We start from the raw sequence: 22975 nt of genomic DNA, 5'->3' as shown, positions 1-22975 counted from the left end.
GTTGAATCTCTCGGTTGGCCACCCTGCTGCCGTGCTTACGGCAGCGCCTTGTCATGTGCCCAATGCCCGCCGGGCATGAGCAGATAGTCTTCGCAATCGATCTCGCTGCAGCGCGCACTGCCCAGCAGCTGCAGCATTACCTGGTCCTGCGTGCGCACATCAGTGGAACGCCCTTGCACCTTCACAGCCAGCAGGCGGCTGTCCTTGCCCCAGCGGGCAATCTCCTGGCCTTCGACCACGGCTGCCGTGCCGTCCCAGCCATCGCGGTGGGCCGTGCGCACCGTCGCCAGCCTGCGCGACAGGATGCGCTCGGGCCGCACACCCACCAGCACCACCTGGCCGCGCAAGCTGGCCAGGTTTTTGTCCAGAGTGGGCAGGTCCACCACGCGCCGGGCCTGGTACTGGCGCACCATCGCCTGCAGCCGCTGGGCATTGGCGCTGTACTCACGCTGCTGTTCGGGCTGGCCGGCATTGTGCTGCTGCTGCGCCGCTGCGTTGTTGCTGTACTGCTGGAACAGCAGCTCACGCCCCTGCAGCGAGGCCGTGGCCCGCACCACCGGCGCGGGCAGATGGCCATCGGCGTCGGCCGCCAGCTCGAAGCCCTGGTACAGCATCAGCCGCACCAGGTTCTGCGCTGCAGCGGGGCAGGCACGCTGCCAGTGCTGCAAGGCCGCCTGCAGCCACTGCCTGGCCACCTGCTCGGAGCCCAGCGGTGAATGGATGTCCACCAGCACATGCAGCGCCACCGGTGCACAGGCATCGGCCGGCGTGTTGCCATCCAATGCCGCCTGCACCCACAGGCGCCCGCCCTTGCCTTCGCTGTCCGCCAAGGGCCCCAGATCGAGCAGCACTTGGCTGTCGGCCAGGGGCCGGGCAGCGCGCGCTGCCGGGCGGCTGAGGAAAATCCCCCGGTCAAAGCGGCCCTGCCACACCACCGGCGCCGCAGCGGCATCGCCGCGCGGCAGCCATTGCGCCCGTCCCTCGCCCTGGGCCAGGCCGTTTTCGCAGCCTCCCTGGTACGAGAACACATACTGCGTGGACTGGGCCAGAGGCGCGCCACTGCGAGCGACGCAACCGGTGCCCGGTGCCGCTCGCGAAATGGCAGGGGCTTGCGCCCACGCGGCCCCGGCAACGCCAGCCACGGCCGCGCACAGCAAGCGCAGCGCCAACAGGCGGCGCGCCTGCAATCGCTGCGCCAGCCGCGTTGCGGCCATGCGGGGTGTGGCGGGGGTGGGACGCATCGGGCCTGCGGCGCTTACAGCGGGATATTGCCGTGCTTGCGCCAGGGGTTCTCAAGCTGCTTGTTCTTGAGCATTTCCAGGCTGCGGCAGATGCGCTTGCGCGTCTCGTGCGGCAGGATCACATCGTCGATGAAGCCCCGGGCGCCGGCAACAAAGGGGTTGGCAAAGCGGCTTTTGTACTCGGCCTCGCGCTTGGAGAGCTTGTCCGGGTCGTTCTTGTCTTCGCGGAAGATGATCTCGACAGCCCCCTTGGCGCCCATGACCGCAATTTCCGCTTGTGGCCAGGCCAGGTTCACATCACCGCGCAGGTGCTTGGAGGCCATCACGTCATAGGCACCGCCGTAAGCCTTGCGGGTGATGACGGTGATTTTTGGCACCGTGCATTCGGCATACGCATACAGCAGCTTGGCACCGTGCTTGATGATGCCGCCGTATTCCTGGCTGGTGCCAGGCATGAAGCCGGGCACATCGACAAAGGTGACCACCGGGATGTTGAAGGCATCGCAAAAGCGCACAAAGCGGGCCGCCTTGATGGAGCTCTTGATATCCAGGCAGCCGGCCAGCACCAGCGGCTGGTTGGCCACAATGCCGACGGTCTGGCCGGCCATGCGGGCAAAGCCGATCAGGATGTTCTTGGCGTACTCGGGCTGCAGCTCAAAGAAATCGCCATCATCAACGGTCTTGGCGATCAGCTCCTTCATGTCATAGGGCTTGTTCGGGTTCTCGGGCACCAGCGTGTCAAGCGACATATCGGCACGGCTGACCGGATCGGTCGTCGCGCGCACCGGTGCCTTTTCGCGGTTGTTCAGCGGCAGGTAGTTGTAGAGGCGGCGCAGCATCATCAGCGCCTCGACATCGTTGTCGAACGCCATGTCGGCCACACCGCTCTTGCTGGTGTGGGTCAGCGCGCCCCCCAGCTCTTCGGCGGTCACCTGTTCATGCGTCACGGTCTTGACCACTTCGGGGCCGGTGACAAACATGTAGCTCGAATCCTTGACCATGAAGATGAAGTCCGTCATCGCCGGCGAGTAGACCGCGCCACCGGCGCAGGGGCCCATGATCATCGAGATCTGTGGCACCACGCCCGAGGCCAGCACATTCTTCTGGAACACATCGGCATAGCCGCCCAGCGATGCCACGCCTTCCTGGATGCGGGCGCCGCCCGAATCGTTGAGGCCGATCACTGGCGCGCCGACCTTCATCGCCTGGTCCATCACCTTGCAGATCTTCTCGGCATGGGTCTCGGACAGCGCGCCGCCAAACACGGTGAAATCCTGGCTGAACACAAAGACCAGACGCCCATTGATCATGCCGTAGCCGGTGACCACGCCATCGCCGGGGATCTTGGTCTCTTCCATGCCGAAGTCGGTGCAGCGGTGCTCGACGAACATGTCCCACTCTTCGAAGGTGCCGTCATCGAGCAGCAGCTCGATGCGTTCACGCGCGGTCAGCTTGCCCTTCTTGTGCTGTGCATCGATGCGCTTTTGCCCGCCGCCGAGGCGGGCGAGTTCACGCTTTTTCTCCAGTTGTTCCAAGATATCTTGCATGTTCCATCCTTGAAGCTTGCTAGGTTGTCTCTCTGTCTTGATCCGGGCTCGCAACCCGGGTCAATCCGCTTTCTGAATCATTGCTGCACCGCTTTGCGCCTGCAGCAGGTTTCTGGCCGCCGTCGATGCCGCCAACTGGCCCGATGCGACTTGCTGCTGCACAGCAGGCAGCATATCGCGCACGGCAGGGTGGCTGCGAAACGCCAGCTTGAGCCCATGGTCAATGCGCTCCCACATCCAGGCTAGCGACTGCTTTTCGCGCCGCATCGCCAGGCAGCCATTGCCGGTCTGCATCTGGCGGTAGCTGCTCACAGCCTCCCAGAAGGCCTCCACGCCATCGCCCAGCAGCGCGCTGATCTGTATCACCCGGGGCTGCCACAGCGCACCGCGTGCCGCAGGGTCATGGCTGCCATGCATGCCCAGCAAGCGCAGGCTGGAGGTGATCTGCGCCTGCGCACGGGTGGCTGCATTCTGATCGATATCGGCCTTGTTGATGACCACCAGATCAGCCAGCTCCATCACGCCTTTTTTGATGGCCTGCAGGTCATCGCCGGCATTGGGCAACTGCAGCACGCAGAACATGTCGGTCATGCCATGCACCGCAATCTCGCTTTGGCCAACGCCGACGGTCTCGACCATTACCACGTCATAGCCCGCCGCTTCGCAGACCAGCACGGCCTCGCGTGTCTTCTCTGCCACGCCGCCCAGCGTGCCGCTCGACGGGCTGGGCCGGATATAGGCTTCAGTCCGCATCGACAGTTGCTCCATGCGCGTCTTGTCACCCAGGATCGAGCCGCCTGACACCGTCGACGACGGATCGATCGCCAGCACGGCCACACGCAGGCCCTTGCCGATCAGATAGAGCCCCAGGGTTTCGATAAACGTCGATTTGCCCACGCCCGGCACGCCACTGATGCCCAGGCGAAAGGACTGGCCGGTGTGCGGCAACAGCGCCGTCAGCAGCGCGTCACCCAGCGCACGGTGGTCGGCACGGGTGGATTCCAGCAAGGTGATGGCCTTGGCCATCGCGCGGCGCTGCAGCGCCGGGTTGTCCCCTTGCGTAATGGCGGCAACGCGCTCGGCAACCTCGGTATTCATGCCGCCGCCCTGCCGCCACATAGCTGCAAAGCCTCTGCGCAACAAGCGCATGCAACCATCATTTGTTTCGCCAACACCATATCCACTACCTCTACGCCGGGGTCCACTGGTACAACAGGTCAATCGGATCGCCGCCCGTCTGCACAAAGCCATGGCGCTCGTAGAAACGGATCGCATCGCTCTGGTTGAGCACCTCCAACCACACCGCGCGGCCTTCGCGGCGCGCTTGGGTTTGCACCTGCTGCAGCGCCCAGTCGCCAATGCGGCGGTTATGCCAGGCCGGCAGCAGGTACAGGTGCTGCAGTTTCAGGCGGCCATCGTCATAGGGCACCAAGGTCAGCAGCCCTGCGCGCTGAGGGCCCTCGCCTGCGCCCTCATCCACACAGATGTGCTGCATGTACTGCGGCTCGAACTGGCGCTGAAAACGCTTGCGGGCATGGTCCATGTTGAAGATGCCCAGCCGCTCCAGGCTGGGGCGCATGGCGGCTACGCGCAGCGCGAACAGCGATTCGAAATCGCTGGCATCCACCGGGGCGAAGGAGAGATTCATCGTTTCTCCAGGCCTTTCTTCATCTTTTGGTGCAGTAAATAGCCGCCATAACCCAGGGCCACCCAAACGCCCAACCCGACCAGCACCTGGCCCCAGGCCGGCAAAGTTAGCACCCGGTACAACATGTACAAATATAGGATGCCAAGGACAGGCTCGACGAACATCATGACAAGGGTCTTCAAATAGTCTTGCCAGAAAGGTGCTTGTTGGCCCTTGCGCATACAGATTTATACGGAGACCGCCTTTTTGATCTGCTCCAGCACATCCTTGGCACTGGCCGGGATCGGTGTGCCCGGGCCGTAGACGCCCTTGACGCCGGCGTTGTACAGATAGTCATAGTCCTGCGCAGGGATCACGCCGCCGACAAACACGATGATGTCATCGGCGCCCTGCTTCTTGAGTTCTTCAATGATCGCGGGCACCAGCGTCTTGTGGCCGGCGGCCAAGGTCGAGACGCCGACGGCGTGAACGTCATTCTCGATGGCCTGGCGGGCGCATTCCTCGGGAGTCTGGAACAGCGGGCCCATGTCGACGTCATAGCCCAGATCGGCAAAGGCGGTGGCGACCACCTTGGCCCCCCGGTCATGGCCGTCCTGGCCGAGCTTGGCAATCATCACGCGGGGGCGGCGGCCTTGCGCTTCGGCAAAGGCAGCAATCTCGTCCTTGAGGTTTTCCCAGCCTTCGGCCGAGTCATAGGCGGCCGCGTAGACGCCGGTCACCTTTTGCGTATCGGCGCGGTGGCGGCCAAAGGACTTTTCCAGTGCGTCGGACACCTCACCGACGGTGGCACGCAGCCGAACGGCCTGGATCGCCAGATCCAGCAGATTGCCTTCGCCGGACTCGGCAGCAGCGCTCAGTGCGTGCAGTGCCTTGTCAACAGCAGCCGCATCGCGCGTGGCCTTGATCTGGTTCAGGCGTGCAATCTGGCTGTCGCGCACCTTGACGTTGTCCACTTCCAGAATATCGACCGGGTCTTCCTTGGCCAGCTTGTATTTGTTAACGCCGACAATCACTTCCTTGCCCGAATCGATGCGCGCCTGCTTCTCTGCGGCAGCGGCCTCGATCTTGAGCTTGGCCCAGCCGCTGTCCACCGCCTGGGTCATGCCACCCATGGCATCGACCTCCTCGATGATCTTCCAGGCGGCATCGGCCATGTCCTGGGTCAGCTTTTCCATCATGTAGCTGCCAGCCCAGGGGTCGATCACATTGGTGATGTGGGTCTCTTCCTGGATGATGAGCTGGGTGTTGCGCGCAATGCGGGCGCTGAACTCGGTGGGCAGCGCAATCGCTTCGTCGAGCGCATTGGTGTGCAAGGACTGCGTGCCGCCAAACACGGCGGCCATCGCCTCGATGGTGGTGCGCACCACATTGTTATAGGGGTCCTGCTCGGTCAGGCTCCAGCCGCTGGTCTGGCTGTGGGTGCGCAGCATCAGGCTCTTGGGGTTCTTCGCGTCGAACCCGGTCATGATGCGGCACCACAGCAGGCGGGCGGCCCGCATCTTGGCGATTTCGAGGTAGAAGTTCATGCCCACCGCCCAGAAGAAGGACAGGCGCCCGGCAAAGGCATCCACGTCCATGCCTTTGGCGATGGCGGTTTTCACATATTCCTTGCCGTCCGCCAAGGTAAAGGCCAGCTCCAGCGCCTGGTTGGCGCCGGCTTCCTGCATGTGGTAGCCGCTGATCGAGATCGAGTTGAACTTGGGCATGTTCTGGCTCGTGTACTCGATGATGTCGCCGATGATGCGCATGCTCGGCTTGGGCGGATAGATGTAGGTGTTGCGCACCATGAACTCTTTGAGAATGTCGTTCTGGATCGTGCCCGACAGCTGGTCCTGCGCAACGCCCTGCTCTTCGGCCGCCACCACATAGCCGGCCAGCACCGGCAGCACCGCGCCATTCATCGTCATCGACACCGAGACCTTGTCCAGCGGAATGCTGTTGAACAGGATCTTCATGTCCTCGACCGAGTCGATCGCCACACCGGCCTTGCCGACGTCACCCGTCACGCGGGGGTGGTCACTGTCGTAACCACGGTGGGTGGCCAGGTCAAACGCGACCGACACGCCTTGGCCGCCCGCCGCCAGCGCCTTGCGGTAGAAGGCATTGGACTCTTCGGCCGTCGAAAAGCCGGCGTACTGGCGAATGGTCCAGGGGCGCACCGCGTACATCGTAGCCTGCGGGCCGCGCAGATACGGCGCAAAGCCCGGCAAGGTATCGGCAAAAGGCAGGTCGGCAGTATCGGCAGCGGTATAGAGCGGCTTGACCGTGATTCCATCGGGCGTCAGCCAATCGAGGTTGGTGACATCACCACCCGGGGCGGATTTGCTGGCGGCCTTGTCCCAGGCAGCGCGGTCGGCCTTGGGGAACTCGGATGCAGTGTTGTGCTTCGCGGAATCAGTCATGTCTCAAGCTCGGAATATGTTATAGACAATACATATTGGCCTACCCACGGCCACCAGGCAAGTGTACATTATTCATAATTATGAATGCAGAATTTTGAATTTCAGTCGCCTTCTGTACAATGGCGCCACCGATGAGCCTCCCCAATTTTGCGCCACGCGCGCTGTACCAGGACGTTGCCGAGCTACTGCGGCAACGCATTTTTGCGCACCAGCTGCCGCCGGGCAGCTGGATCGATGAGTTGAAGATTGCCGAAGAAATAGGCATCAGCCGCACGCCTTTGCGCGAGGCCTTGAAGGTTTTGGCGACCGAGGGCCTGGTCACCATGAAGCTGCGCCGTGGCGCCTATGTGACTGAGGTGTCGCAAAAAGACCTGCTCCAGGTCTACCACCTGCTCGCATTGCTGGAAAGCGATGCGGCCGCCGAACTGGCCAGCTGCGCCAGTGCCGAGCAGATCGCTGAGCTACAAGGCCTGCACGACGCGCTGGAAGCTGCCGTCCATGAGCGCGATGCGTTCTTTATGGCCAATGAGCAGTTTCATATGCGCGTGCTGGAGATGCTGGACAACAAATGGCTCAGCCAGATGGTCGCCGACTTGCGCAAGGTGATGAAGCTCAACCGCCACAACTCGCTGTTCAAATCCGGCCGCATCGAGGAATCGCTGCAGGAGCACCGGGCGCTGATGCAGGCGCTGGCCACGCATGACAGCCAGGCAGCACGCGCCTGCGTGAAGCTGCATTTCAAGAACGGGCTGGCCGCAGCGTCCGCATAGCTGCTACCGCTGCGGTGGGATCAGCCCTTGAGAAAATGCGCAACACCCTGCGCCGCGCGCACGCCGCTCGACAACGCGGCGGTCAGCAGATAGCCACCGGTCGGCGCTTCCCAGTCCAGCATCTCGCCCGCGCAAAAGAGCCCCGGACGGGCATGGCACATCAGGTCATGCGACAGCGCGGAGAACGCCACGCCACCGGCAGTGCTGATCGCTTCATCCATCGGGCGGGTAGCGGTGACTGTGATGGGAGCCGCCTTGATGGTGGCGGCCAATTTCTGCGCATCCTGCATGCCCTCCTTGCCCAACACCTCGAACAGCAGTGCCGCCTTGATGCCGTCGAGCCCCAGCCGGCCCTTGAGGTGGCTGGCCAGGCTGCGCGAGCCGCGCGGGTGGCGGACCTCGGCGAGTACGCGCTCTGCGCTGTGATCGGGCAGCAGGTCGACAAAAAACGTTGCACTCCCCTGGGCCTTGATGGCCTCGCGAAGCGGAGCGGACACCGCATAGATGAGGCTGCCTTCCACGCCCGAGTCAGTCGCCACAAATTCTCCTCGGCGTGCAAAGCCCGCTTCGCTGCCATCGTCAAAACGGATGGCCACCGATTTGAAGGGTTGGCCGGCAAACTTGCTGGCAAAAAACGGCGACCAGCCGGGTGCGGTCTCGCCATGGGCCGCTGGCAGCATGCGCACATCAAAACCGCAGTTGGCTGGCTCCAGTGCCACGGTGCTGACGCCCGCCTGCGCCAGCAGCGGCATCCAGGCGCCGTCCGATCCCAGGCGTGCCCAGCTTCCTCCGCCCAGCGCCAGCACGGTGGCCCGGGCTTGCACGGCGGTCTCGCCATCGGGCACCGCAAAGCGCAGCGCGCCTGCATCATCCCAGCCCAGCCAGCGGTGGCGCATTGCAAAACGCACGCCTGCAGCCCGCATGGCCACCAGCCAGGCGCGCAGCAGCGGCGCCGCTTTCATGTCTTTCGGGAACACCCGGCCCGAGGTACCTACAAAGGTCTCGACACCCAAATCCTGCGCCCAGGCCTGCACTTCGGCAGCGCCAAAATACTGCAGCCAGGATGCGACCACCGCCTGCTGACGCCCATAACGCCCGACAAACGGTGCCATCGGCTCCGAATGGGTGAGGTTGAGCCCGCCGCGCCCGGCGAGCAGGAACTTGCGCCCCACCGACGGCATCGCGTCATACACCGTCACCTGCAGACCGGACTGCGCCAGACGGTGCGCCGCCATCAAGCCAGCCGGGCCGCCACCAATAACCGCGACATCCAATGGGGCGGGTGAAGAAGAGGAATGGCTGGGCAAGGTCATGGCAAAAATCACGCAAAGCAAAAGAGAACAAGGGGGCGAACCATACACCAACTCGGGCCACCGGCAACCGGGGATTGGTACTTTTTGCTGCTTGGCAAGGCAGCGCATAACCGCAAGGCCACATCGGAAGGCGCCCTCTAGTACCATTCGGCCATGGATCGTCCTGTCATTTCCCTGGTTGACCTGCGTCTGCGCGATGCAGGTCTGGCTATGCCCGCACCGGCCGGCGTCGCACTGCCGCACGGCAATGCGGTGCACGACCTGCGCCAGCGGCCGCTGCGGGATCTGCGCATCAGCGTCACAGACCGCTGCAATTTCCGCTGCAGCTACTGCATGCCCAAGGATGTGTTCGACAAGGACCACGTGTATCTGCCGCATGGCGATTTGCTCAGTTTCGAGGAGATCACCCGTACTGCGCGCCTGTTTTCGCAACTTGGCGTCGGCAAGCTGCGCATCACCGGTGGCGAGCCGCTGCTGCGCAAAAACCTCGAAGCGCTGATTGCCCAGCTGGCCGAGCTGCAAACGCTGGACGGCGCGCCGATGGACCTGACCTTGACGACCAATGGCTCCATTCTGGCACGCAAGGCCCGTGCGCTCAAAGACGCCGGGCTCAAGCGGCTGACCGTCAGCCTCGACAGCCTGAGCGATCCGCTGTTCCGCCAGATGAACGACATGGACTTTCCGGTCGCCACCGTGCTGCAGGGCATCGAGGCCGCGCAGGCCGTGGGTTTTGCCAACATCAAGGTGAACATGGTGGTCAAGCGAGGTGTCAATGACCACGAGATCGTCGCGATGGCGCGCCACTTTCGCGGCAGCGGCGTCACCCTGCGCTTTATCGAGTTCATGGATGTCGGCGCCACCAATGGCTGGCGGCTGGAAGAAGTGCTGCCCTCGGATGCGGTGCTGGAGCGCCTGCAGTCGGCTTTTGCACTGACCCCCTTGTCCGCGACTGCGCCTGGAGAGACGGCGGTGCGCTGGGGCTATGTCGGTGCCAACGGCCGGCATGATCCAAGCCTGGGGGAGATTGGGTTGATCAGCAGCGTCACGCACGCCTTCTGCCACGACTGCAACCGCGCACGCCTGTCGACCGAGGGAAAGCTGTTTCTGTGCCTGTTTGCCAGCGAAGGCTGGGACCTGCGCGCGTTGCTGCGCAATGGCGCCAGCGACAGCGATATTCGCCAGGCCATTGCCCAGGTCTGGGGCCAGCGCAGCGACAACTACAGCGAGCGGCGCAGCCAACACCCCGAGCTCGCCCAGCAGCGCCAGCGCGTGGAGATGAGCTATATCGGTGGCTGACTGCGCCATCACGCCCTTCTGATGGATGCCACCACCAGATCGCCTGAGTACCTGCTGCCTTTGCCGACCATGCCCTCTTCTGTCGTCGCCATTCCCCCTGAACACATCACCGGCCTGGTACTGGCGGGCGGCCAGGGCTCGCGCATGGGCGGGGCAGACAAAGGCCTGCAACTGCTGGGCGGCCAAGCGCTGGCATGGCATTGCGCCCAACGGCTGCAGCCCCAAGTGGGTCCGCTGCTCATCAACGCCAATCGCCACCTGGATACCTACCGCGCGCTGGGCTACCCGGTGGTGGCAGACCTGCATTTGCCGGACACCGAAACTTACGCAGGCCCGTTGGCAGGATTTGCCGCCGGCCTGGCGGCCTGCCAAACGCCATGGCTGTTGACGGTGGCCTGCGACACACCCTATTTTCCGCAGGACCTCGCCCGGCGCCTGGCGCAGGCCACTGCCGCCCAGGGCTGCCCGATTGCGATGGCCTGCACCCCGCCCGATGAGGCCGGCAGCACACGCCCGGTTTTGCAACCCACGTTCTGCCTGATCCATGCCAGCCTGGCGGGTAGCGTGCGGCAATTTGTGGCCGGCGGCGGGCGCAAACTGCGGCAATGGGCAGCGCAGCATGGCCATTGCCTCGTGCCATTTGACGATGCCCAGGCCTTTTATAACGCCAATACGCCCGAAGAGCTGGCTCGTCTGCAGGACATGCCACCGCCGCACAAGTGACTGGCGCTGACGGACACGGTCTGTGCCGGTGCTATAACAGACCAGATCAGCATCCCCACCTTGGAGCCGCCTTTTGACCTACTCGGCACAGCACCTCAGCCAGGAGCCCCAGCGCTCCGACATCGATACCCAAGCGGGCTTGACCGTCCTGGAATTTGGCACCCCCTGGTGCCCGCATTGCCTGGGGGCACAAGGCCTGATCGAGCAGGCGCTGGCCCCGCGCGCCGATATCCGTCATCTGAAAGTGGAAGACGGCCCAGGCCGGCCGCTGGGCCGCAGCTACCGCATCAAGCTCTGGCCCACGCTGGTGATGCTGCGCAATGGGCAGGAAGTGGCGCGCGTGGTGCGGCCCACGACGGCAGCAAGCATCGAGACGGCACTGGCCGCGCTGCAAGCGCCGTAAACATGAATACACCGGCGTTGCGCCCGGCGACGCCTATCGATGCGCCAGCCAGGGGTATGCCTCAGACCGGCGTGACCGAGAACGCCGTGCTCGGCGCGGTCGGATCCTCGGGTGACACGCCAAAGTACATCACGCCCATCCCGTGCAGTTGCACCGACTCGCGCCGCACGGCGGTGGCAGGGTTGGCACCAAAGCTCACCCAGGTACCATAGCGGCTCAGATCGGTGTAGATGACATTGCCGCTGCGCCAGTCGATGCGGCCATGCTGGCGGGAGACACGCCGGTCCAGCACGACCCACTCCGAATCGGATGAGCGTCCGACAAAGATCGGCATCTCCTGGGTGCTGAAAAAGCGCTCGAGGCCGCCCGATGCCAGCCGCAGGCGCATCTGCACCACGGCTTCGGGCTTCATCGGCAACACCGAGTCGTAGGCGGTGACGACGTCCTGGGCTTCCGGCTCGATCCATTGCACCTGGTAGAGCATTTGCTGCTCGGCCTTGCCACGCACATCCATCCAGCCCATCGGCACAAACACCGTGTCGGCGCGGGCGCCGGACTCCATCGTCGAGGCTGCAGCCCAGACCTCGCGGTGGCCGGCCTTCTCACACAGACGCGCCGCCATGTTGACCGAGTCGCCATAGCAGTCGCCTTCCATCAGCACCACTTCGCCGGTACTCATGCCCACGCGCACATGGAATTTCTGCGAGGGGGGCAGCGAATCCCATTGCCCGTAATGGCGGCGCATCAGCATCGTCATGGCGCTGACGGCCAACGCACTGCTGTTGAAAATGGCCAGCACACCATCGCCGAGCGTTTTGATGACCCGGCCCCCGCCTGCACGACGACCTGCTTGAAAGCGTCCGTCATGCCCGCGACGGCTCGCGCAGCGCGTTCATTGCCCAAGGTTTCGAACAATGCGGTACTGCCCGAGATATCGATGAATACCACGGTGGCGACAGTTGTCATGGATTTTCTTGTTACGGCCGTCGCTACCTCCTCCCCAGGAGCAACGCCAGCCTATGCATCAATGGCGACCATGCATATTACACTGCAAACCAGCATGCCCGACCAGTCTTGAGCCTGTCGTGGAGCTTACGAATTGTTAAGATTCCAACACATGGAGCCTGCGACAAATCGTGGTCGAAGCCTGCGGCTGCTGGCGGTGGATGCTTATTGATGGCCCCAATAAATCAATGCGTCCCGGCCTTCAACACTCAGCGAAACCTGGGCGCCCACCGGCAGCAGCACCTTGGTCGGAACATGGCCAAAAGGCAGGTTGGTGAACACCGGCGCCTCGATCTGCGTGCGCAGCCACTGCACGACGCTGGCGAGCTTGAAGCCCTTGTCATGCGCATTGAGATGGTAGTCACTGAACTGGCCAAACACCACGGCCTTTTGCTGGGCCAGCACGCCGGCGTGCAGCAAGGTGGTCAGCATGCGCTCCACCTTGTAGGGCGCCTCACCTACATCCTCGATAAACAGTACCCCGCCCTTGACCTTGGGCAGGTACGGTGTGCCCACCAGGGATGCGATCATCGCCAGGTTGCCGCCCCACAGCGTCGCCTTGGGGATGTAGACATCGTCCGAGGCTGACGCGCCCGTCACCGTGCCCGCCTTTTCCGGCGCCAGCCGCCAGCCAGCGCCTTCGCCAGCCCCGCTCAGCAGGTCTTCAAAGCAATCCTGCATGATGTCATCGACGCCCTCTTCGGCGCCAAAATCGCCCACCAGCGCCGGGCCGGCCCAGGTCACCGCGCGGGTCCTGGCATACAGCGCCAATTGGAATGCGGTGAAATCGCTCAGGCCGACAAAACGCGTGCCGGAGGCGACGGCCTGGGCGATCTGTTCATAGTCCAGGCGGTGCAACAGGCGCGAGAGCCCGTAGCCGCCCCGGCTGATCATGGCCACATCGGCGCCGCTTTGGCAGGCGCGCGTGATCGCCGCCAGGCGCGTGTCATCGTCGCCTGCAAAACGCGTGCTGGAGGCGAGCGCATCCTGGTCCACCTCCACCTGGTGCCCCATGGCCTCCAGGCGCTTCACCGCGCGTTTGAACGCCTTTTTGTCACGCACCGCCCCCGATGGGGAGTACACATAAATATGCTTGGAGCCGGGGGCATGGTGGTGCTGGCAGTGCGCGTGGTCGCAGTGACCATGGTCGTGGTCATGGGAGTGGTCGTGCTGGTGCATGGCGGCAAACGGAGGTAGAGAAAGGCAGGCCCAAGGCTGCCGGATATGAAGAGCGGTGCCCGGTTCTGCATGCACAACCGGCACCTTCGGTGTTGGGCGGCATTATGCGGCCAACTGCCATGGGGACGGGCCACACGGGGACTAATGCCATGGGCCAGGCAGGGACTGCCGCACGGCAGGGCTGCTCATCCGAGCGCATCGGCATGCACCTGGATCAGGCTGAAAACGCCATGCACCCCCAGCACACTGCCCGCAATCGCCACCGCACGGTCGAGCAGCGGTTGGGAGGAGACCGTGCCGCGCAACGTGACCATTGCGTGGGAGGTCTCCACCTGCAGCGCCACCAGGTCAGGGCTTTGCGAGGCGGCCAGCGCATCCACCACCTGGGAGGTGATCGCATCATCATCGGCGCGCTGGCGGTTGGACTGGGCTGCGCGCTCAACGGCCTGGCTGGCCCGCTGGCCCGAGGCGTCCAGTGTGTGTGCCAGTCCCTGGCTCCAGCCCCGGCCCTGCTGCAAGGCCCCGGACTGCCACAGTGCCACCAGGCCAGCGCCGAGCACAGCGAGCACCAGCGCTGCGATGGCGATGGCTTGAAGCGGGGTGAAGCGGCGGATCATGGGCATGGAATGCAAATGCAAAGGCAAACAGATACAAGCAGCGGCGGCGCGCAGACAAGGCCTGGTCTGCGCTGACGATTGTCGCGGCGCGGCCGCCGCTTGCCAAGCCATTGCAACAAGCTGCGGCAAGCGATACCGGCCAGATACCAGGGCTTGGCAATGCTTCACAAACACCGGCCGCCGATCAGCCCGAGGAACGGCCCAGGCCACTGCCCGCAGTCGCGCGGGCGCAGGAGACACGCTGCAAGACGGGGTTGATGCGGCGACAATGCAGCCATGCAGCCCACCCTGATTCACCGTATCTTTCCGTTCCTGCGCTGGCCCAGGCCTACCCCACAGCTCTTGCGTGGTGAATTCATGGCCGGCATGACGGTCGGGTTGATGCTGGTGCCCCAGGGAGTGGCTTACGCGCATCTGGCGGGCATGCCGCTGATCACGGGGATCTATGCATCGATGATCCCGGCGGCCGTGGCCATTCTTTTCAGCCCGTCCCCTCGGCTGGGTGTCGGGCCCACTGCATTGAGCGCCTTGCTGATCGGTGCATCGCTGACCGGCATGGCCGAACCGGGCTCGGCCCAGTGGGTGGTGCTGGCCGCCTGGATGGCCATCCTGGCCGGCCTGGTGCAACTGAGCCTGGGCCTGGTGCGTGCCGGCTGGCTGCTGAACCTGGTCACCTCACCGGTGCTGGCCGGCTTCACCCAGGCTGCCGCGCTGCTGATCCTGGCCTCGCAACTGCCCAGTTTGCTGGGCATGCGCAGCGACTGGGCTACCGTCTGGGACAACCCGTCGCTGGGCCTGTTTGACTGGCGCTCCATCCTGCTGGGACTGGCCAGCGTCGCCATCCTGGTGCTGGGCAAGAAGTGGCGCCCGGCCTTCCCGTCGGCGGTGTTCGTCATCGCCGGCACCGGGCTGATCAGCTGGCTGACCGACTTTGCCGACAAAGGCGGCGCGGTGGTCGGCCACCTGCCCACTGGCCTGCCGCACCTGGTCTGGCCGGGGATGCTGGACTGGTCGCAATTTGGCCTGCTCGTCATGCCGGTGCTGGTGATTTCGCTGGTCAGCGCGCTAGAGACCGCATCCAGCGCCCAGGTCGAGCACCAACAGGCGGGTACACGCTGGGACAGCAGCCAGGAGCTGGTGGCGCAAGGCCTGTCCAAGATGAGCGCCGGCCTGTTCGGCAGCTTTGCCACCAGCGCCTCGTTCTCGCGCTCGGCCGTCAATCTGCTGGCCGGTGCCAAGACCGGCTATGCCAATGTGTTCTCGATTTTGCTGGTCGTCAGCGTGGTGCTGTGGTTCATCCCGGCGCTCTACCATGTGCCGCAGGCGGCACTGGCCGCGATTGTGATGACGGCCGTCGCCAACCTGGTCAAGCCGCGTGCCCTGCTCTATCTGTTCAAGATCTCGCGTGTCGAAGGATGCATTGCGGTCGCCACTTTCGGGATCACCTTGCTGACGGCACCGCGCATCTACTGGGGCGTGCTCTCGGGCATCCTGCTCAGTTCCTGCTACTTTCTCTACAACCGGCTGCACCCGCGCATTGTGGAGGTCGGCCTGCACCCGGACGGCAGCCTGCGCGACCGCCATCTGTGGCAATTGCCTGCGCTGGCCCCGGACCTGCTGGCCCTGCGCATGGATTCGGAGCTGGACTTTGCATCGGCAGCAGCGCTCGAGGAGCGCGCCGCCAACCTGTGGACCCAGCACGCGCACTACCGGCAACTGGCGCTGCTGGCCCAGCCGATGAACCAGATTGACATCACCGGCGTCGAAGCGTTTGTGCGGTTGGAGCGCATGGCTGCCAAGCGCGGCGGCATGCTGCATATCGTCGGCATGAAGCTGCCCGTCGAAGCCCGCCTCCAACGCGCCGGCCTGCTGCAGGACAATCCGCATCTGCGCATGTACCGCACCGATGCCGAGTTTCTGCAAGCGATGAACCGCGCGCACAGCGATGACGGCATCGAGTATGCGATCTAGCGATTCGGGCGCTGCCACACGGGCCTGACCGGCGGCCAGCGCTACCCTGGCTAAAATAGCCGCCCGCCATGCACTCCGGCACGGGCGGCTATTTCATCCCCGAAGCTTTGCCAGAAACCACCGTGTCCTCGATTCTCAACATCTCCTGCTACAAGTTCATCAGCCTGCCTGACTGTGAGGCGCTGCGCGAGCTGCTCGCCCGGCGCGCGGCCGATCTGGCGCTCAAGGGCACGGTATTGCTGGCCGAGGAAGGCATCAATTTCTTTCTGGCTGGCCCCGCCGAGGCGGTACACGCCTGGGTGGATGCGCTGCGCCAGGACCCACGTTTTGCCGATGTACAGCCCAAGGAGAGCTGGTCGCAGACGGTGCCGTTCCGCAAGATGCTGGTCAAGGTCAAGCCGGAGATCATCCGCATGGACCACCCGGCCATTCGCCCTGCCCATGGCCGCGCACCATCGGTCAGCCCCCGCGATCTGCAGCGCTGGCTGCAGCAAGGCCATGATGACCAGGGCCGCCCGGTGGTCACCCTGGACACCCGCAACGACTACGAGGTGGACGAAGGCGCCTTTGTCGGCGCGATCGACTGGCGGCTGCGCAAGTTCACCGAGTTCCCCGCACAGCTGCGGGCGCACCGGGACGAGCTGGCCGGCAAGACCGTGGTGAGCTACTGCACTGGTGGCATCCGCTGCGAAAAGGCCGCCATCCTGATGCAGGAAGAAGGCCTGACGCATGTCTACCAACTCGAAGGCGGCATCCTCAAGTACTTTGAGGAAACCGATGGCAGCGGCTACCAGGGCAGCTGCTTTGTGTTTGACGAGCGCCGCGCCGTCGATGACGGCCTGCGCAAGACGGCGCTCAAGACCGAAAGCTGACCGCTAGGCTGCTGCCCGGCTCGGCATGCTGCAGGCGATCAAGCAGCGTGGCGCTTGGCGTCCAGGCTCCATGCGCCGGCCCCGAAGGCGGCAAAGGCCAGCAGCCCGCCGACGATGGCGATGTTCTTGTTGAACAGCAGCTTGGTGACCATCACAGCCTCGGCGGGAACCGACCAGTAGGCATGGAAGATCACCGTCGCAGCCAACGTAAAGACCGCCAGAATGGCTGCGGCATAGCGCGTACCCAGGCCCAGCAGCAGCGCCAGACCACCCAGGATCTCGATCGCCAGGCCCACGGCCACCCCCACCTCGGGCATCGGCATGCCTGCCGATTGGGCATAGCCTACGGCCCCGGCAAAGCCGGTCAACTTGCCCCAGCCTGGAATGATAAAGAACCAGGCAATCAGGATACGGCCCAGCAGGGCCAAAGGATTTTGCAAAGCATTCATATTTTTCTCCTTGAAATAACACCACCACTACTACCAACACCCACACCTGCGCCACACGGGGGCGGCCCTCCATGGCAGCGCCCCCTGTGCATCAGGCAGCCAGATCAAATACCAGCACTTCGGCATCGCGGGCCTGCGCCAGGCGCAGCGATGTCTCCTGGTCCAGATAGGCCGCATCCCCGGTGTGCAGCGCCGTGTCGTTCACCGACACATCGCCCCGCACCACATAGACATAGGACTTGCGTCCGGGCGCCAGGCGCAGGCTGGCCTCTTCATCGCCGTCAAGCAATCCGGCATACATGCGCGCATCGGCGTTCATCGTCAGCGAGCCGTCGGCCCCATCGGGCGACACCACCAGGCGCAGCTGGCCGCGCTTGTCCACATCCGCAAACGTCTTTTGTGCATAGCTGGGCGCAATGCCCTTGCGATCGGGCTCGATCCAGATCTGCAGAAAATGCGTTTCCTGGCCGCTGGCATGGTTGAACTCGCTGTGCTGCACGCCGGTGCCGGCGCTCATGCGCTGCACATCGCCCGGTGGCAGGCCTTCGATGTGGCCCATGCTGTCCTTGTGGGCCAGGTTGCCTTCCAGCACATAGCTGATGATTTCCATGTCGCGGTGGCCATGGGTGCCAAAGCCCTTGCCCGGTGCCACCCGGTCTTCATTGATCACGCGCAGATTGCCCCAGCCCATGAAGCGGGGGTCGTAGTAACCGGCAAACGAGAAACTGTGGTTGGAGCGCAGCCAGCCATGGTCAGCATGGCCACGATCGGCAGATTTACGAACCATCAACATTTTTGATCTCCTGTCTGGCAAACGGCGCACATTGCGCTGTTCATCACCATGTCCAAGACTGTAAAACCGCAGCATCTGCCTGCGGGGCAGCGGTTTTGATGGCATCATTCAAAAAATCTGATGGGCTTTTGCAGAACGTATCCACGATCTCGTCAAGCCTGAATCAAGCCGGCCTCAGCAGCGAAGATTTACCGATCTGCCCAGGGCTGCATGTAGGAAAGAACCGTCAAAATGGCCTTGTTGCGTGACCGCGATGTCCTCACCCCCGATACCCTGGCCTTGCTCCAGCTGGTGGCGGACTCCGGCAGCTTTGCCGCTGCGGCGCGCCAGCTGGGTCTGGTGCCCAGCGCGCTCACCTACCGTATCCGCCAGGTCGAGGATGCCCTGGATGTGCTGCTGTTTGACCGCAGCGCGCGCCAGGCCAGACCCACCGAGGCTGGCCAGGAGCTGCTGCGCGAAGGCGCACGCCTGCTCTCGGAAGTGGATGCCGTTGCCAACCGCGTGCGCCGCGTCGCTACCGGCTGGGAGCCCGAGCTGCGCATTGCCGTCGACGGGGTGATATCGCGCACCACCCTGCTGGAGTTGATCGAGGCCTTCTACACGATCGCGCCGCCCACCAGGCTCAAGATCACCGACTCCATACTGGCCGGTACCTTGGAAGCCCTCAGCTCGGGCCGCGCCGATCTGGCCATCGGCATTGCCGTCGATGCATCGCACGTCGCCGGCCTGCAGCAGCTGGACCTGGGCGAGATCACCTTCCGCTATGTCGTCGCCCCGCACCACCGCCTGGCCGACGAGTTGCAACCCATCAGCGACGAGGTGCTGCGCCAGCACCGCATCATCGCCGTGGCCGATTCCTCGCGCAGCGGAAATGGCCAGACGATCGGCGTGCTCAACGGCCAGGATGTGCTGACCGTCGACACCATGCAGGCCAAGCTGCAGGCGCAGCTGCGCGGCATCGGAGGCGGTTTTTTGCCTGACAACATGACCATGCCCTATCTGCGCAGCGGCCAGTTGGTGGAGCGCGAGCTGATGCGTCCCCCGCGCAAGATCAAGCTGCGCTACGCCTGGCGCGGCACCAATCCGGGCAAGGCTTTGCAGTGGTGGCTCGACCAGTTGCAGTCCGAGGCCACACGCACTTCTTTGCTGAGCAATCACTATGTGGGATAAATCCTGAGCAAAATGGGCATGCACACCGTGTAGAGTGGTTCTCCAGATGCCGCTGCACCTGCAGCCATCTGTGATGCCTTATCGTTTGTCGAAACAGTACAGAAAGTCTTTCATGTCTTCTCGCATTCCCCCCAAACCCAAACGATCAGCCTCCTCTTCCCATATTGTTCTGGCCACCCGCAAGCACTATGCCGTGGTAGGCGCCGGCATGGCGGGCGTCGTCTGCGCACGCACCTTGCAGCAGGCGGGCCACCAGGTCACCGTGATCGAAGCCCAACCCCAGGTGGGTGGCCGCATGGCCAGCCGCCACAGCGCGCACGGCAGCTTCGATGTCGGCGCCCAGTTCTTCACGGTGCGCGACCCGCGCTTCCAATTGGCGCTGGACACCACCCCCGATGTCACCCGCCAATGGAGCGTCAATGCCATCCGCACCCTGGATGCAACCGGCAAGGTCGCCGTGACCACGCAGCGCGGCATGGAAGCCCATCTGGTGGGCGTCCCCACGATGGACAGTCTGCTCGCGTCCTGGTCCGCGCCGCTGACCGTTCGCCTCAATGAATACGCACTGGCTTTTGAGCGCGATGCACTCAACCCCAGCCAGTGGCAGTTGCGCACCGAAGACGTCGATGGCGGCGTCCACGTCTACGCCGGCCTTGACGGCGTCGTGCTGGCCATTCCGTCGCCCGAAGCCCAGGAGCTGCTGGCCGACAGTGAAATCCATGTGCCCGCTGACTGGCAGCTGCCCGATGTCTACATCGCCCCGAGCTGGACCCTGCTGCTGACCTTTGCCCATGCGGTCGATCCGAGCATCACCACAATGGGCCCGCAGTGGAATGCCGCGCGCACCGAACACCCCCGCATCACCTGGCTCTCGCGTGAGTCGTCCAAGCCCGGCCGCGGCAAGGTCGAGCGCTGGACCGTGCAGGCCAGCCCCGACTGGGCGCGCAAGCATGAGAACGATGAACCCCAGCGCGTCGCCGCCAAGATGCTACAGGCCTTCTCCGAATTGACCCGCATCCGCGCCACGCCCAGCGACATCCGCGTTGTGCAATGGGGCTATGCGAAAACCATCAACCCCCTGCCCAAGGATGCGAAGGGCCAAGCCCGCAGCCATCTGTGGAACGCCAAGAGCGCCATTGGCCTGTGCGGCGACTGGTGCCTGGGCTACAGAGTCGAAGACGCCTTTGTCTCCGGCCTGGAACTCGCGCTGGCCGTCCTCGGCGAATAAGCGCAGCGCGCGCCCGGTAGCCTGCCGGGCGCTTCTTCTATTACGCCATCCTCAGCCCTTGCCGATAGGGGCAACGGCTTCGCGCGCGTGCCAGCGGCATTACACTGGCTGACCCATGAGCTCTCGCGTTTACACCGGCCGTTTTGCCCCCTCGCCCACCGGCCCGCTGCATGCGGGCTCCTTGGTGGCGGCCCTGGCGTCCTGGCTCGATGCCCGCGCCCATGGCGGCACCTGGTTGCTGCGGATAGAAGACATCGATCCGCCCCGCTGCCCACCGGGCATGGACCGGGAAATATTGCGCCAGCTCCATGCGCTGCAGCTGGTCCCCGATGCGCCGCCGCAATGGCAATCCGCCCGCCATGGCCTTTATGCCGCCGCACTGGCGCAGCTACAGGCAGCCGGCTGGGCCTACCCCTGCGCCTGCACCCGCCGTGACATGGATGCCGCGCTCGCCGCGCAGGGCCATGTGCACGAGCGCCACGGCGAGCGCCCCTACCCGGGCACCTGCCGCGATGGCCTGCATGGCAAGACCGGCCGCAGCTGGCGCTTCCATGCGCAGCGCTTCCAGCAGCATGCCAGCGCCGTAGCGGCCGAAGACGACCTGTTGCCGACGCTCGAACACCCGGTACTGCACAGCGACCAGCAGCTGCTGTGGCAAGACCGCTGGCTGGGCCCGCTGCAGCAGGATGTGGCTGCCAGCGTCGGCGATTTTCTGGTGCAGCGCGCCGATGGCCTCTGGGCCTACCAGCTGGCCGTGGTGGTCGATGACGCGGCGCAAGGCATCAGCGATGTGGTGCGCGGCGCCGACCTGGCCGACAACACGCCGCGCCAGCTGTTGCTGCAGCGCGCGCTGGGCCTGCCTGCGCCGCGCTATATGCATACGCCGCTGGTGCTGCAGGCCGATGGCGAAAAACTCTCCAAACAATACGGCGCGCCAGCCGTCGTGGTGGACAGCGCCGAGCAGCGCATCGCCGTGCTGCGCCAGTCGGCCCAGCACCTGGGATTGGAGGCGGGCCAGGCGAGCAGCATCCCCGATGCGCTGGCCGGCTGGACGGCGCAATGGGCGCGCCGCCATCTGGCCACTACATGAAATTGCGCGTGTGCAAGGAGGCCAGCTCCTGCGCATGGCCGCGCTCAAAACCCAGCCGCACCAGCTTGGTGTAGCGGCCATCGGCCATGTCCTGCATCAGCTGCTGCACGCGCTGGCTGCCCAGCGCCAGCGCATCGGCGGACAAGGCCCCGGCGCCCACCAGGATCAGTGCATCGAACACCTCTTCGTTCAAGCCCGATGTCCCGGCCAGGGCATCATGGCGTGCTTCCACCGCCTGGGCCAGCCGGTGGCGAAAATCCGGCTCGAGCTTCAGGCGGTGCAGCAGGTGCGACATGCCCAGCGCCACATGGCGCGCCTCATCGCGGGCGGCCAGGCGGCAGATCTGGCGGGTCAGCGGATCGGGCGCATAGGTCTGCAAGAACTGCAGCAGATTGACAAAGCTGCCCTCACCCAGCACCGACAGCAAAAAGCCCGCGACAGAAAAATCCTTTTCCGCCAGCAAGCTTTGCAGCGATGCCTGGCCGCCTGCGGTGGAGAGCGCCGGTTCACGCCCATGGCGGCGAATGCGGCGGGTGAACACATCGATATGGCGGGCCTCATCGGCCACCTGGATCGCCAGCGCCGCCTGCAACTCGCGGTAATGCGGATGCAGCTCGCCCAAGAAGCGCGCCGGCACGATCAGCGCCGCATTCTCGTTCTCGACCATATAGGTCATCACCTGCACGATCGCGTCCTCGATCACTGCCGGGGGCTCGGGCGCATGCGCCCAGTCGATATCGGTGTCGGCATTCCACTGTGCAGCCACGGCCTGGGCATACAGGTCCCCGGCCTGGTCGGTCCAGAACTCGGCCTTCTCCTGCAGGCGAAAGGCAAAGGCCGGCGCCCCGGCCTCCACCGCTGCGCCGCGCGCCGCCAAGCCCCAGGCCGGGTTGGCCTGTGCGGCGACCGCACCGGGTTGGCTGGCATCGCTGTGGCCTGCCACCGCAGCATGGCGCCACCGGCCGGCTTGCGCATTGCCGCGCAGCACCAGCAAGGCCGGCTGCCGCAGCCAGCCCGGCGGCGTTTGCAGCGCATGGCCCTGGGCCTGGCACCAGGCCGCCAACTGCGCCTGCCAGCCTGGCGCCTGGCCGCTGACCCGGATGGACTCGCCCACTGCGACGGCGGCCAGGCCGTGCTTGACCAGCAGGTGCGCACCGGCATCAAAGCCCAGCCGGCCTAAATCCACCAACGCCAGGCTGGCGGGCTCGGCCTGGCGTTCGCTGCCAGCGCCGCTGAATGGTGCCGACGGTTTTTCCAT

At 64.6% G+C, this 22975-nt stretch carries 23 protein-coding genes; 9 read left to right on the top strand and 14 right to left on the bottom strand.

Annotation, left to right across the window (positions count from 1 at the left end; all coding sequences use genetic code 11):
• Window positions 1–35: 35 nt before the first annotated feature.
• The 6 genes from MJ205_RS07820 to scpA all read right to left on the bottom strand — a co-directional run bounded on the left by MJ205_RS07820 (window position 36) and on the right by scpA (window position 6838).
• A complete protein-coding gene (locus MJ205_RS07820) occupies window positions 36–1241 on the bottom strand; it encodes a hypothetical protein (RefSeq protein ID WP_239811929.1) in 1206 nt (401 codons plus the stop codon).
• Window positions 1242–1255: 14 nt separating this feature from the next.
• The gene (locus MJ205_RS07815) at window positions 1256–2788 is read right to left on the bottom strand and encodes an acyl-CoA carboxylase subunit beta (protein WP_230777196.1); all 1533 of its coding nucleotides are present in this window, start codon (window positions 2786–2788) and stop codon (window positions 1256–1258) included.
• Window positions 2789–2848: 60 nt separating this feature from the next.
• Window positions 2849–3886 carry a methylmalonyl Co-A mutase-associated GTPase MeaB gene (gene meaB, locus MJ205_RS07810; RefSeq protein ID WP_239811928.1) on the bottom strand — a complete coding sequence of 346 codons (1038 nt, stop codon included), beginning with the start codon at window positions 3884–3886 and terminating at the stop codon, window positions 2849–2851.
• Between the two features lie 91 nt (window positions 3887–3977).
• Window positions 3978–4436 (bottom strand): GNAT family N-acetyltransferase, encoded by a 459-nt coding sequence (locus MJ205_RS07805; RefSeq protein ID WP_239811927.1) that lies wholly within the window; start codon window positions 4434–4436, stop codon window positions 3978–3980.
• On the bottom strand, window positions 4433–4603 hold the full coding sequence (locus tag MJ205_RS07800) for a hypothetical protein (RefSeq protein WP_239811926.1): 171 nt from the start codon (window positions 4601–4603) through the stop codon (window positions 4433–4435). Before MJ205_RS07800 ends, MJ205_RS07805 begins: the two co-directional genes overlap by 4 nt.
• A gap of 60 nt (window positions 4604–4663) precedes the next feature.
• Complete coding sequence (scpA, locus tag MJ205_RS07795; RefSeq protein WP_239811925.1) at window positions 4664–6838, bottom strand: methylmalonyl-CoA mutase; 2175 nt, start codon at window positions 6836–6838, stop codon at window positions 4664–4666.
• Window positions 6839–6969: 131 nt separating this feature from the next.
• On the opposite strand from scpA, the gene MJ205_RS07790 reads away from it, so the two are divergent.
• Window positions 6970–7608 (top strand): GntR family transcriptional regulator, encoded by a 639-nt coding sequence (locus MJ205_RS07790; protein ID WP_239811924.1) that lies wholly within the window; start codon window positions 6970–6972, stop codon window positions 7606–7608.
• Window positions 7609–7628: 20 nt separating this feature from the next.
• Here MJ205_RS07790 and MJ205_RS07785 read toward each other — a convergent pair whose 3' ends face one another.
• The gene (locus tag MJ205_RS07785; RefSeq protein ID WP_239811923.1) at window positions 7629–8921 is read right to left on the bottom strand and encodes a TIGR03862 family flavoprotein; all 1293 of its coding nucleotides are present in this window, start codon (window positions 8919–8921) and stop codon (window positions 7629–7631) included.
• Window positions 8922–9074: 153 nt separating this feature from the next.
• Between MJ205_RS07785 and moaA the strand changes: the two genes are divergently transcribed.
• The 3 genes from moaA to MJ205_RS07770 all read left to right on the top strand — a co-directional run bounded on the left by moaA (window position 9075) and on the right by MJ205_RS07770 (window position 11343).
• Window positions 9075–10217, top strand: coding sequence for a GTP 3',8-cyclase MoaA (moaA, locus tag MJ205_RS07780; RefSeq protein ID WP_305852725.1), 1143 nt, complete (start codon window positions 9075–9077; stop codon window positions 10215–10217).
• 69 nt (window positions 10218–10286) lie between these two features.
• Window positions 10287–10940: a molybdenum cofactor guanylyltransferase MobA gene (gene mobA / locus MJ205_RS07775; RefSeq protein WP_239811922.1), complete on the top strand. Its 654-nt coding sequence runs from the start codon at window positions 10287–10289 to the stop codon at window positions 10938–10940.
• A 73-nt stretch (window positions 10941–11013) separates the two neighbouring features.
• On the top strand, window positions 11014–11343 hold the full coding sequence (locus tag MJ205_RS07770; protein ID WP_239811921.1) for a thioredoxin family protein: 330 nt from the start codon (window positions 11014–11016) through the stop codon (window positions 11341–11343).
• Window positions 11344–11404: 61 nt separating this feature from the next.
• Here the strand turns inward: MJ205_RS07770 and MJ205_RS07765 are convergent, their stop codons facing one another.
• From MJ205_RS07765 to MJ205_RS07750, 4 genes are all read right to left on the bottom strand, one after another.
• Complete coding sequence (locus MJ205_RS07765; protein ID WP_239811920.1) at window positions 11405–12142, bottom strand: adenylate/guanylate cyclase domain-containing protein; 738 nt, start codon at window positions 12140–12142, stop codon at window positions 11405–11407.
• Window positions 12097–12309, bottom strand: a complete 213-nt coding sequence (locus MJ205_RS07760) for a hypothetical protein (protein ID WP_239811919.1) — start codon at window positions 12307–12309, stop codon at window positions 12097–12099. The genes MJ205_RS07765 and MJ205_RS07760 overlap by 46 nt, the downstream gene beginning before the upstream one ends.
• A 204-nt stretch (window positions 12310–12513) precedes the next feature.
• Window positions 12514–13527, bottom strand: coding sequence for an LD-carboxypeptidase (locus MJ205_RS07755; protein WP_239811918.1), 1014 nt, complete (start codon window positions 13525–13527; stop codon window positions 12514–12516).
• Window positions 13528–13712: 185 nt separating this feature from the next.
• On the bottom strand, window positions 13713–14150 hold the full coding sequence (locus MJ205_RS07750) for a BON domain-containing protein (RefSeq protein ID WP_239811917.1): 438 nt from the start codon (window positions 14148–14150) through the stop codon (window positions 13713–13715).
• A 270-nt stretch (window positions 14151–14420) separates the two neighbouring features.
• On the opposite strand from MJ205_RS07750, the gene MJ205_RS07745 reads away from it, so the two are divergent.
• Together MJ205_RS07745 and MJ205_RS07740 are read left to right on the top strand one after the other, a co-directional pair.
• Entirely contained in the window at window positions 14421–16115 is a 1695-nt protein-coding gene (locus tag MJ205_RS07745; protein WP_239811916.1) for a SulP family inorganic anion transporter, read from the top strand.
• Window positions 16116–16237: 122 nt separating this feature from the next.
• Window positions 16238–16987, top strand: coding sequence for a sulfurtransferase (locus tag MJ205_RS07740; protein WP_239812688.1), 750 nt, complete (start codon window positions 16238–16240; stop codon window positions 16985–16987).
• 38 nt (window positions 16988–17025) lie between these two features.
• On the opposite strand, the gene MJ205_RS07735 is transcribed toward MJ205_RS07740, so the two are convergent.
• Together MJ205_RS07735 and MJ205_RS07730 are read right to left on the bottom strand one after the other, a co-directional pair.
• A complete protein-coding gene (locus MJ205_RS07735) occupies window positions 17026–17436 on the bottom strand; it encodes a DoxX family protein (protein WP_239811915.1) in 411 nt (136 codons plus the stop codon).
• 91 nt (window positions 17437–17527) lie between these two features.
• Complete coding sequence (locus MJ205_RS07730) at window positions 17528–18229, bottom strand: pirin family protein (RefSeq protein WP_239811914.1); 702 nt, start codon at window positions 18227–18229, stop codon at window positions 17528–17530.
• Between the two features lie 237 nt (window positions 18230–18466).
• On the opposite strand from MJ205_RS07730, the gene MJ205_RS07725 reads away from it, so the two are divergent.
• From MJ205_RS07725 to gluQRS, 3 genes are all read left to right on the top strand, one after another.
• On the top strand, window positions 18467–19399 hold the full coding sequence (locus MJ205_RS07725) for a LysR family transcriptional regulator (RefSeq protein ID WP_239812687.1): 933 nt from the start codon (window positions 18467–18469) through the stop codon (window positions 19397–19399).
• A 112-nt stretch (window positions 19400–19511) separates the two neighbouring features.
• Window positions 19512–20627, top strand: coding sequence for an NAD(P)/FAD-dependent oxidoreductase (locus tag MJ205_RS07720; protein ID WP_239811913.1), 1116 nt, complete (start codon window positions 19512–19514; stop codon window positions 20625–20627).
• Between the two features lie 115 nt (window positions 20628–20742).
• Window positions 20743–21717, top strand: a complete 975-nt coding sequence (gene gluQRS / locus MJ205_RS07715; RefSeq protein WP_239811912.1) for a tRNA glutamyl-Q(34) synthetase GluQRS — start codon at window positions 20743–20745, stop codon at window positions 21715–21717.
• On the opposite strand, the gene MJ205_RS07710 is transcribed toward gluQRS, so the two are convergent.
• Window positions 21710–22975 (bottom strand): ferritin-like domain-containing protein, encoded by a 1266-nt coding sequence (locus MJ205_RS07710; protein ID WP_239811911.1) that lies wholly within the window; start codon window positions 22973–22975, stop codon window positions 21710–21712. The genes gluQRS and MJ205_RS07710 overlap by 8 nt on opposite strands.

Source organism: Comamonas sp. B21-038, from assembly GCF_022387135.1.
In the GTDB taxonomy this organism is placed as follows: Bacteria; Pseudomonadota; Gammaproteobacteria; order Burkholderiales; family Burkholderiaceae_C; genus Comamonas; species Comamonas sediminis.
Note: the sequence above shows the minus strand (reverse complement) of the source record. Positions and strands in the feature narration are given on the sequence as shown.

Excerpts from the sequence above, each read along its gene's own strand:
- MJ205_RS07820 (WP_239811929.1), bottom strand. The coding sequence starts at position 1,241 with ATGCGTCCCACCCCCGCCACACCCCGCATGGCCGCAACGCGGCTGGCG.
- MJ205_RS07815 (WP_230777196.1), bottom strand. The coding sequence starts at position 2,788 with ATGCAAGATATCTTGGAACAACTGGAGAAAAAGCGTGAACTCGCCCGC.
- meaB (WP_239811928.1), bottom strand. The coding sequence starts at position 3,886 with ATGAATACCGAGGTTGCCGAGCGCGTTGCCGCCATTACGCAAGGGGAC.
- MJ205_RS07805 (WP_239811927.1), bottom strand. The coding sequence starts at position 4,436 with ATGAATCTCTCCTTCGCCCCGGTGGATGCCAGCGATTTCGAATCGCTG.
- MJ205_RS07800 (WP_239811926.1), bottom strand. The coding sequence starts at position 4,603 with ATGATGTTCGTCGAGCCTGTCCTTGGCATCCTATATTTGTACATGTTG.
- scpA (WP_239811925.1), bottom strand. The coding sequence starts at position 6,838 with ATGACTGATTCCGCGAAGCACAACACTGCATCCGAGTTCCCCAAGGCC.
- MJ205_RS07790 (WP_239811924.1), top strand. The coding sequence starts at position 6,970 with ATGAGCCTCCCCAATTTTGCGCCACGCGCGCTGTACCAGGACGTTGCC.
- MJ205_RS07785 (WP_239811923.1), bottom strand. The coding sequence starts at position 8,921 with ATGACCTTGCCCAGCCATTCCTCTTCTTCACCCGCCCCATTGGATGTC.
- moaA (WP_305852725.1), top strand. The coding sequence starts at position 9,075 with ATGGATCGTCCTGTCATTTCCCTGGTTGACCTGCGTCTGCGCGATGCA.
- mobA (WP_239811922.1), top strand. The coding sequence starts at position 10,287 with ATGCCCTCTTCTGTCGTCGCCATTCCCCCTGAACACATCACCGGCCTG.
- MJ205_RS07760 (WP_239811919.1), bottom strand. The coding sequence starts at position 12,309 with ATGACAACTGTCGCCACCGTGGTATTCATCGATATCTCGGGCAGTACC.
- MJ205_RS07755 (WP_239811918.1), bottom strand. The coding sequence starts at position 13,527 with ATGCACCAGCACGACCACTCCCATGACCACGACCATGGTCACTGCGAC.
- MJ205_RS07750 (WP_239811917.1), bottom strand. The coding sequence starts at position 14,150 with ATGCCCATGATCCGCCGCTTCACCCCGCTTCAAGCCATCGCCATCGCA.
- MJ205_RS07745 (WP_239811916.1), top strand. The coding sequence starts at position 14,421 with ATGCAGCCCACCCTGATTCACCGTATCTTTCCGTTCCTGCGCTGGCCC.
- MJ205_RS07735 (WP_239811915.1), bottom strand. The coding sequence starts at position 17,436 with ATGAATGCTTTGCAAAATCCTTTGGCCCTGCTGGGCCGTATCCTGATT.
- MJ205_RS07730 (WP_239811914.1), bottom strand. The coding sequence starts at position 18,229 with ATGTTGATGGTTCGTAAATCTGCCGATCGTGGCCATGCTGACCATGGC.
- MJ205_RS07720 (WP_239811913.1), top strand. The coding sequence starts at position 19,512 with ATGTCTTCTCGCATTCCCCCCAAACCCAAACGATCAGCCTCCTCTTCC.
- gluQRS (WP_239811912.1), top strand. The coding sequence starts at position 20,743 with ATGAGCTCTCGCGTTTACACCGGCCGTTTTGCCCCCTCGCCCACCGGC.
- MJ205_RS07710 (WP_239811911.1), bottom strand. The coding sequence starts at position 22,975 with ATGGAAAAACCGTCGGCACCATTCAGCGGCGCTGGCAGCGAACGCCAG.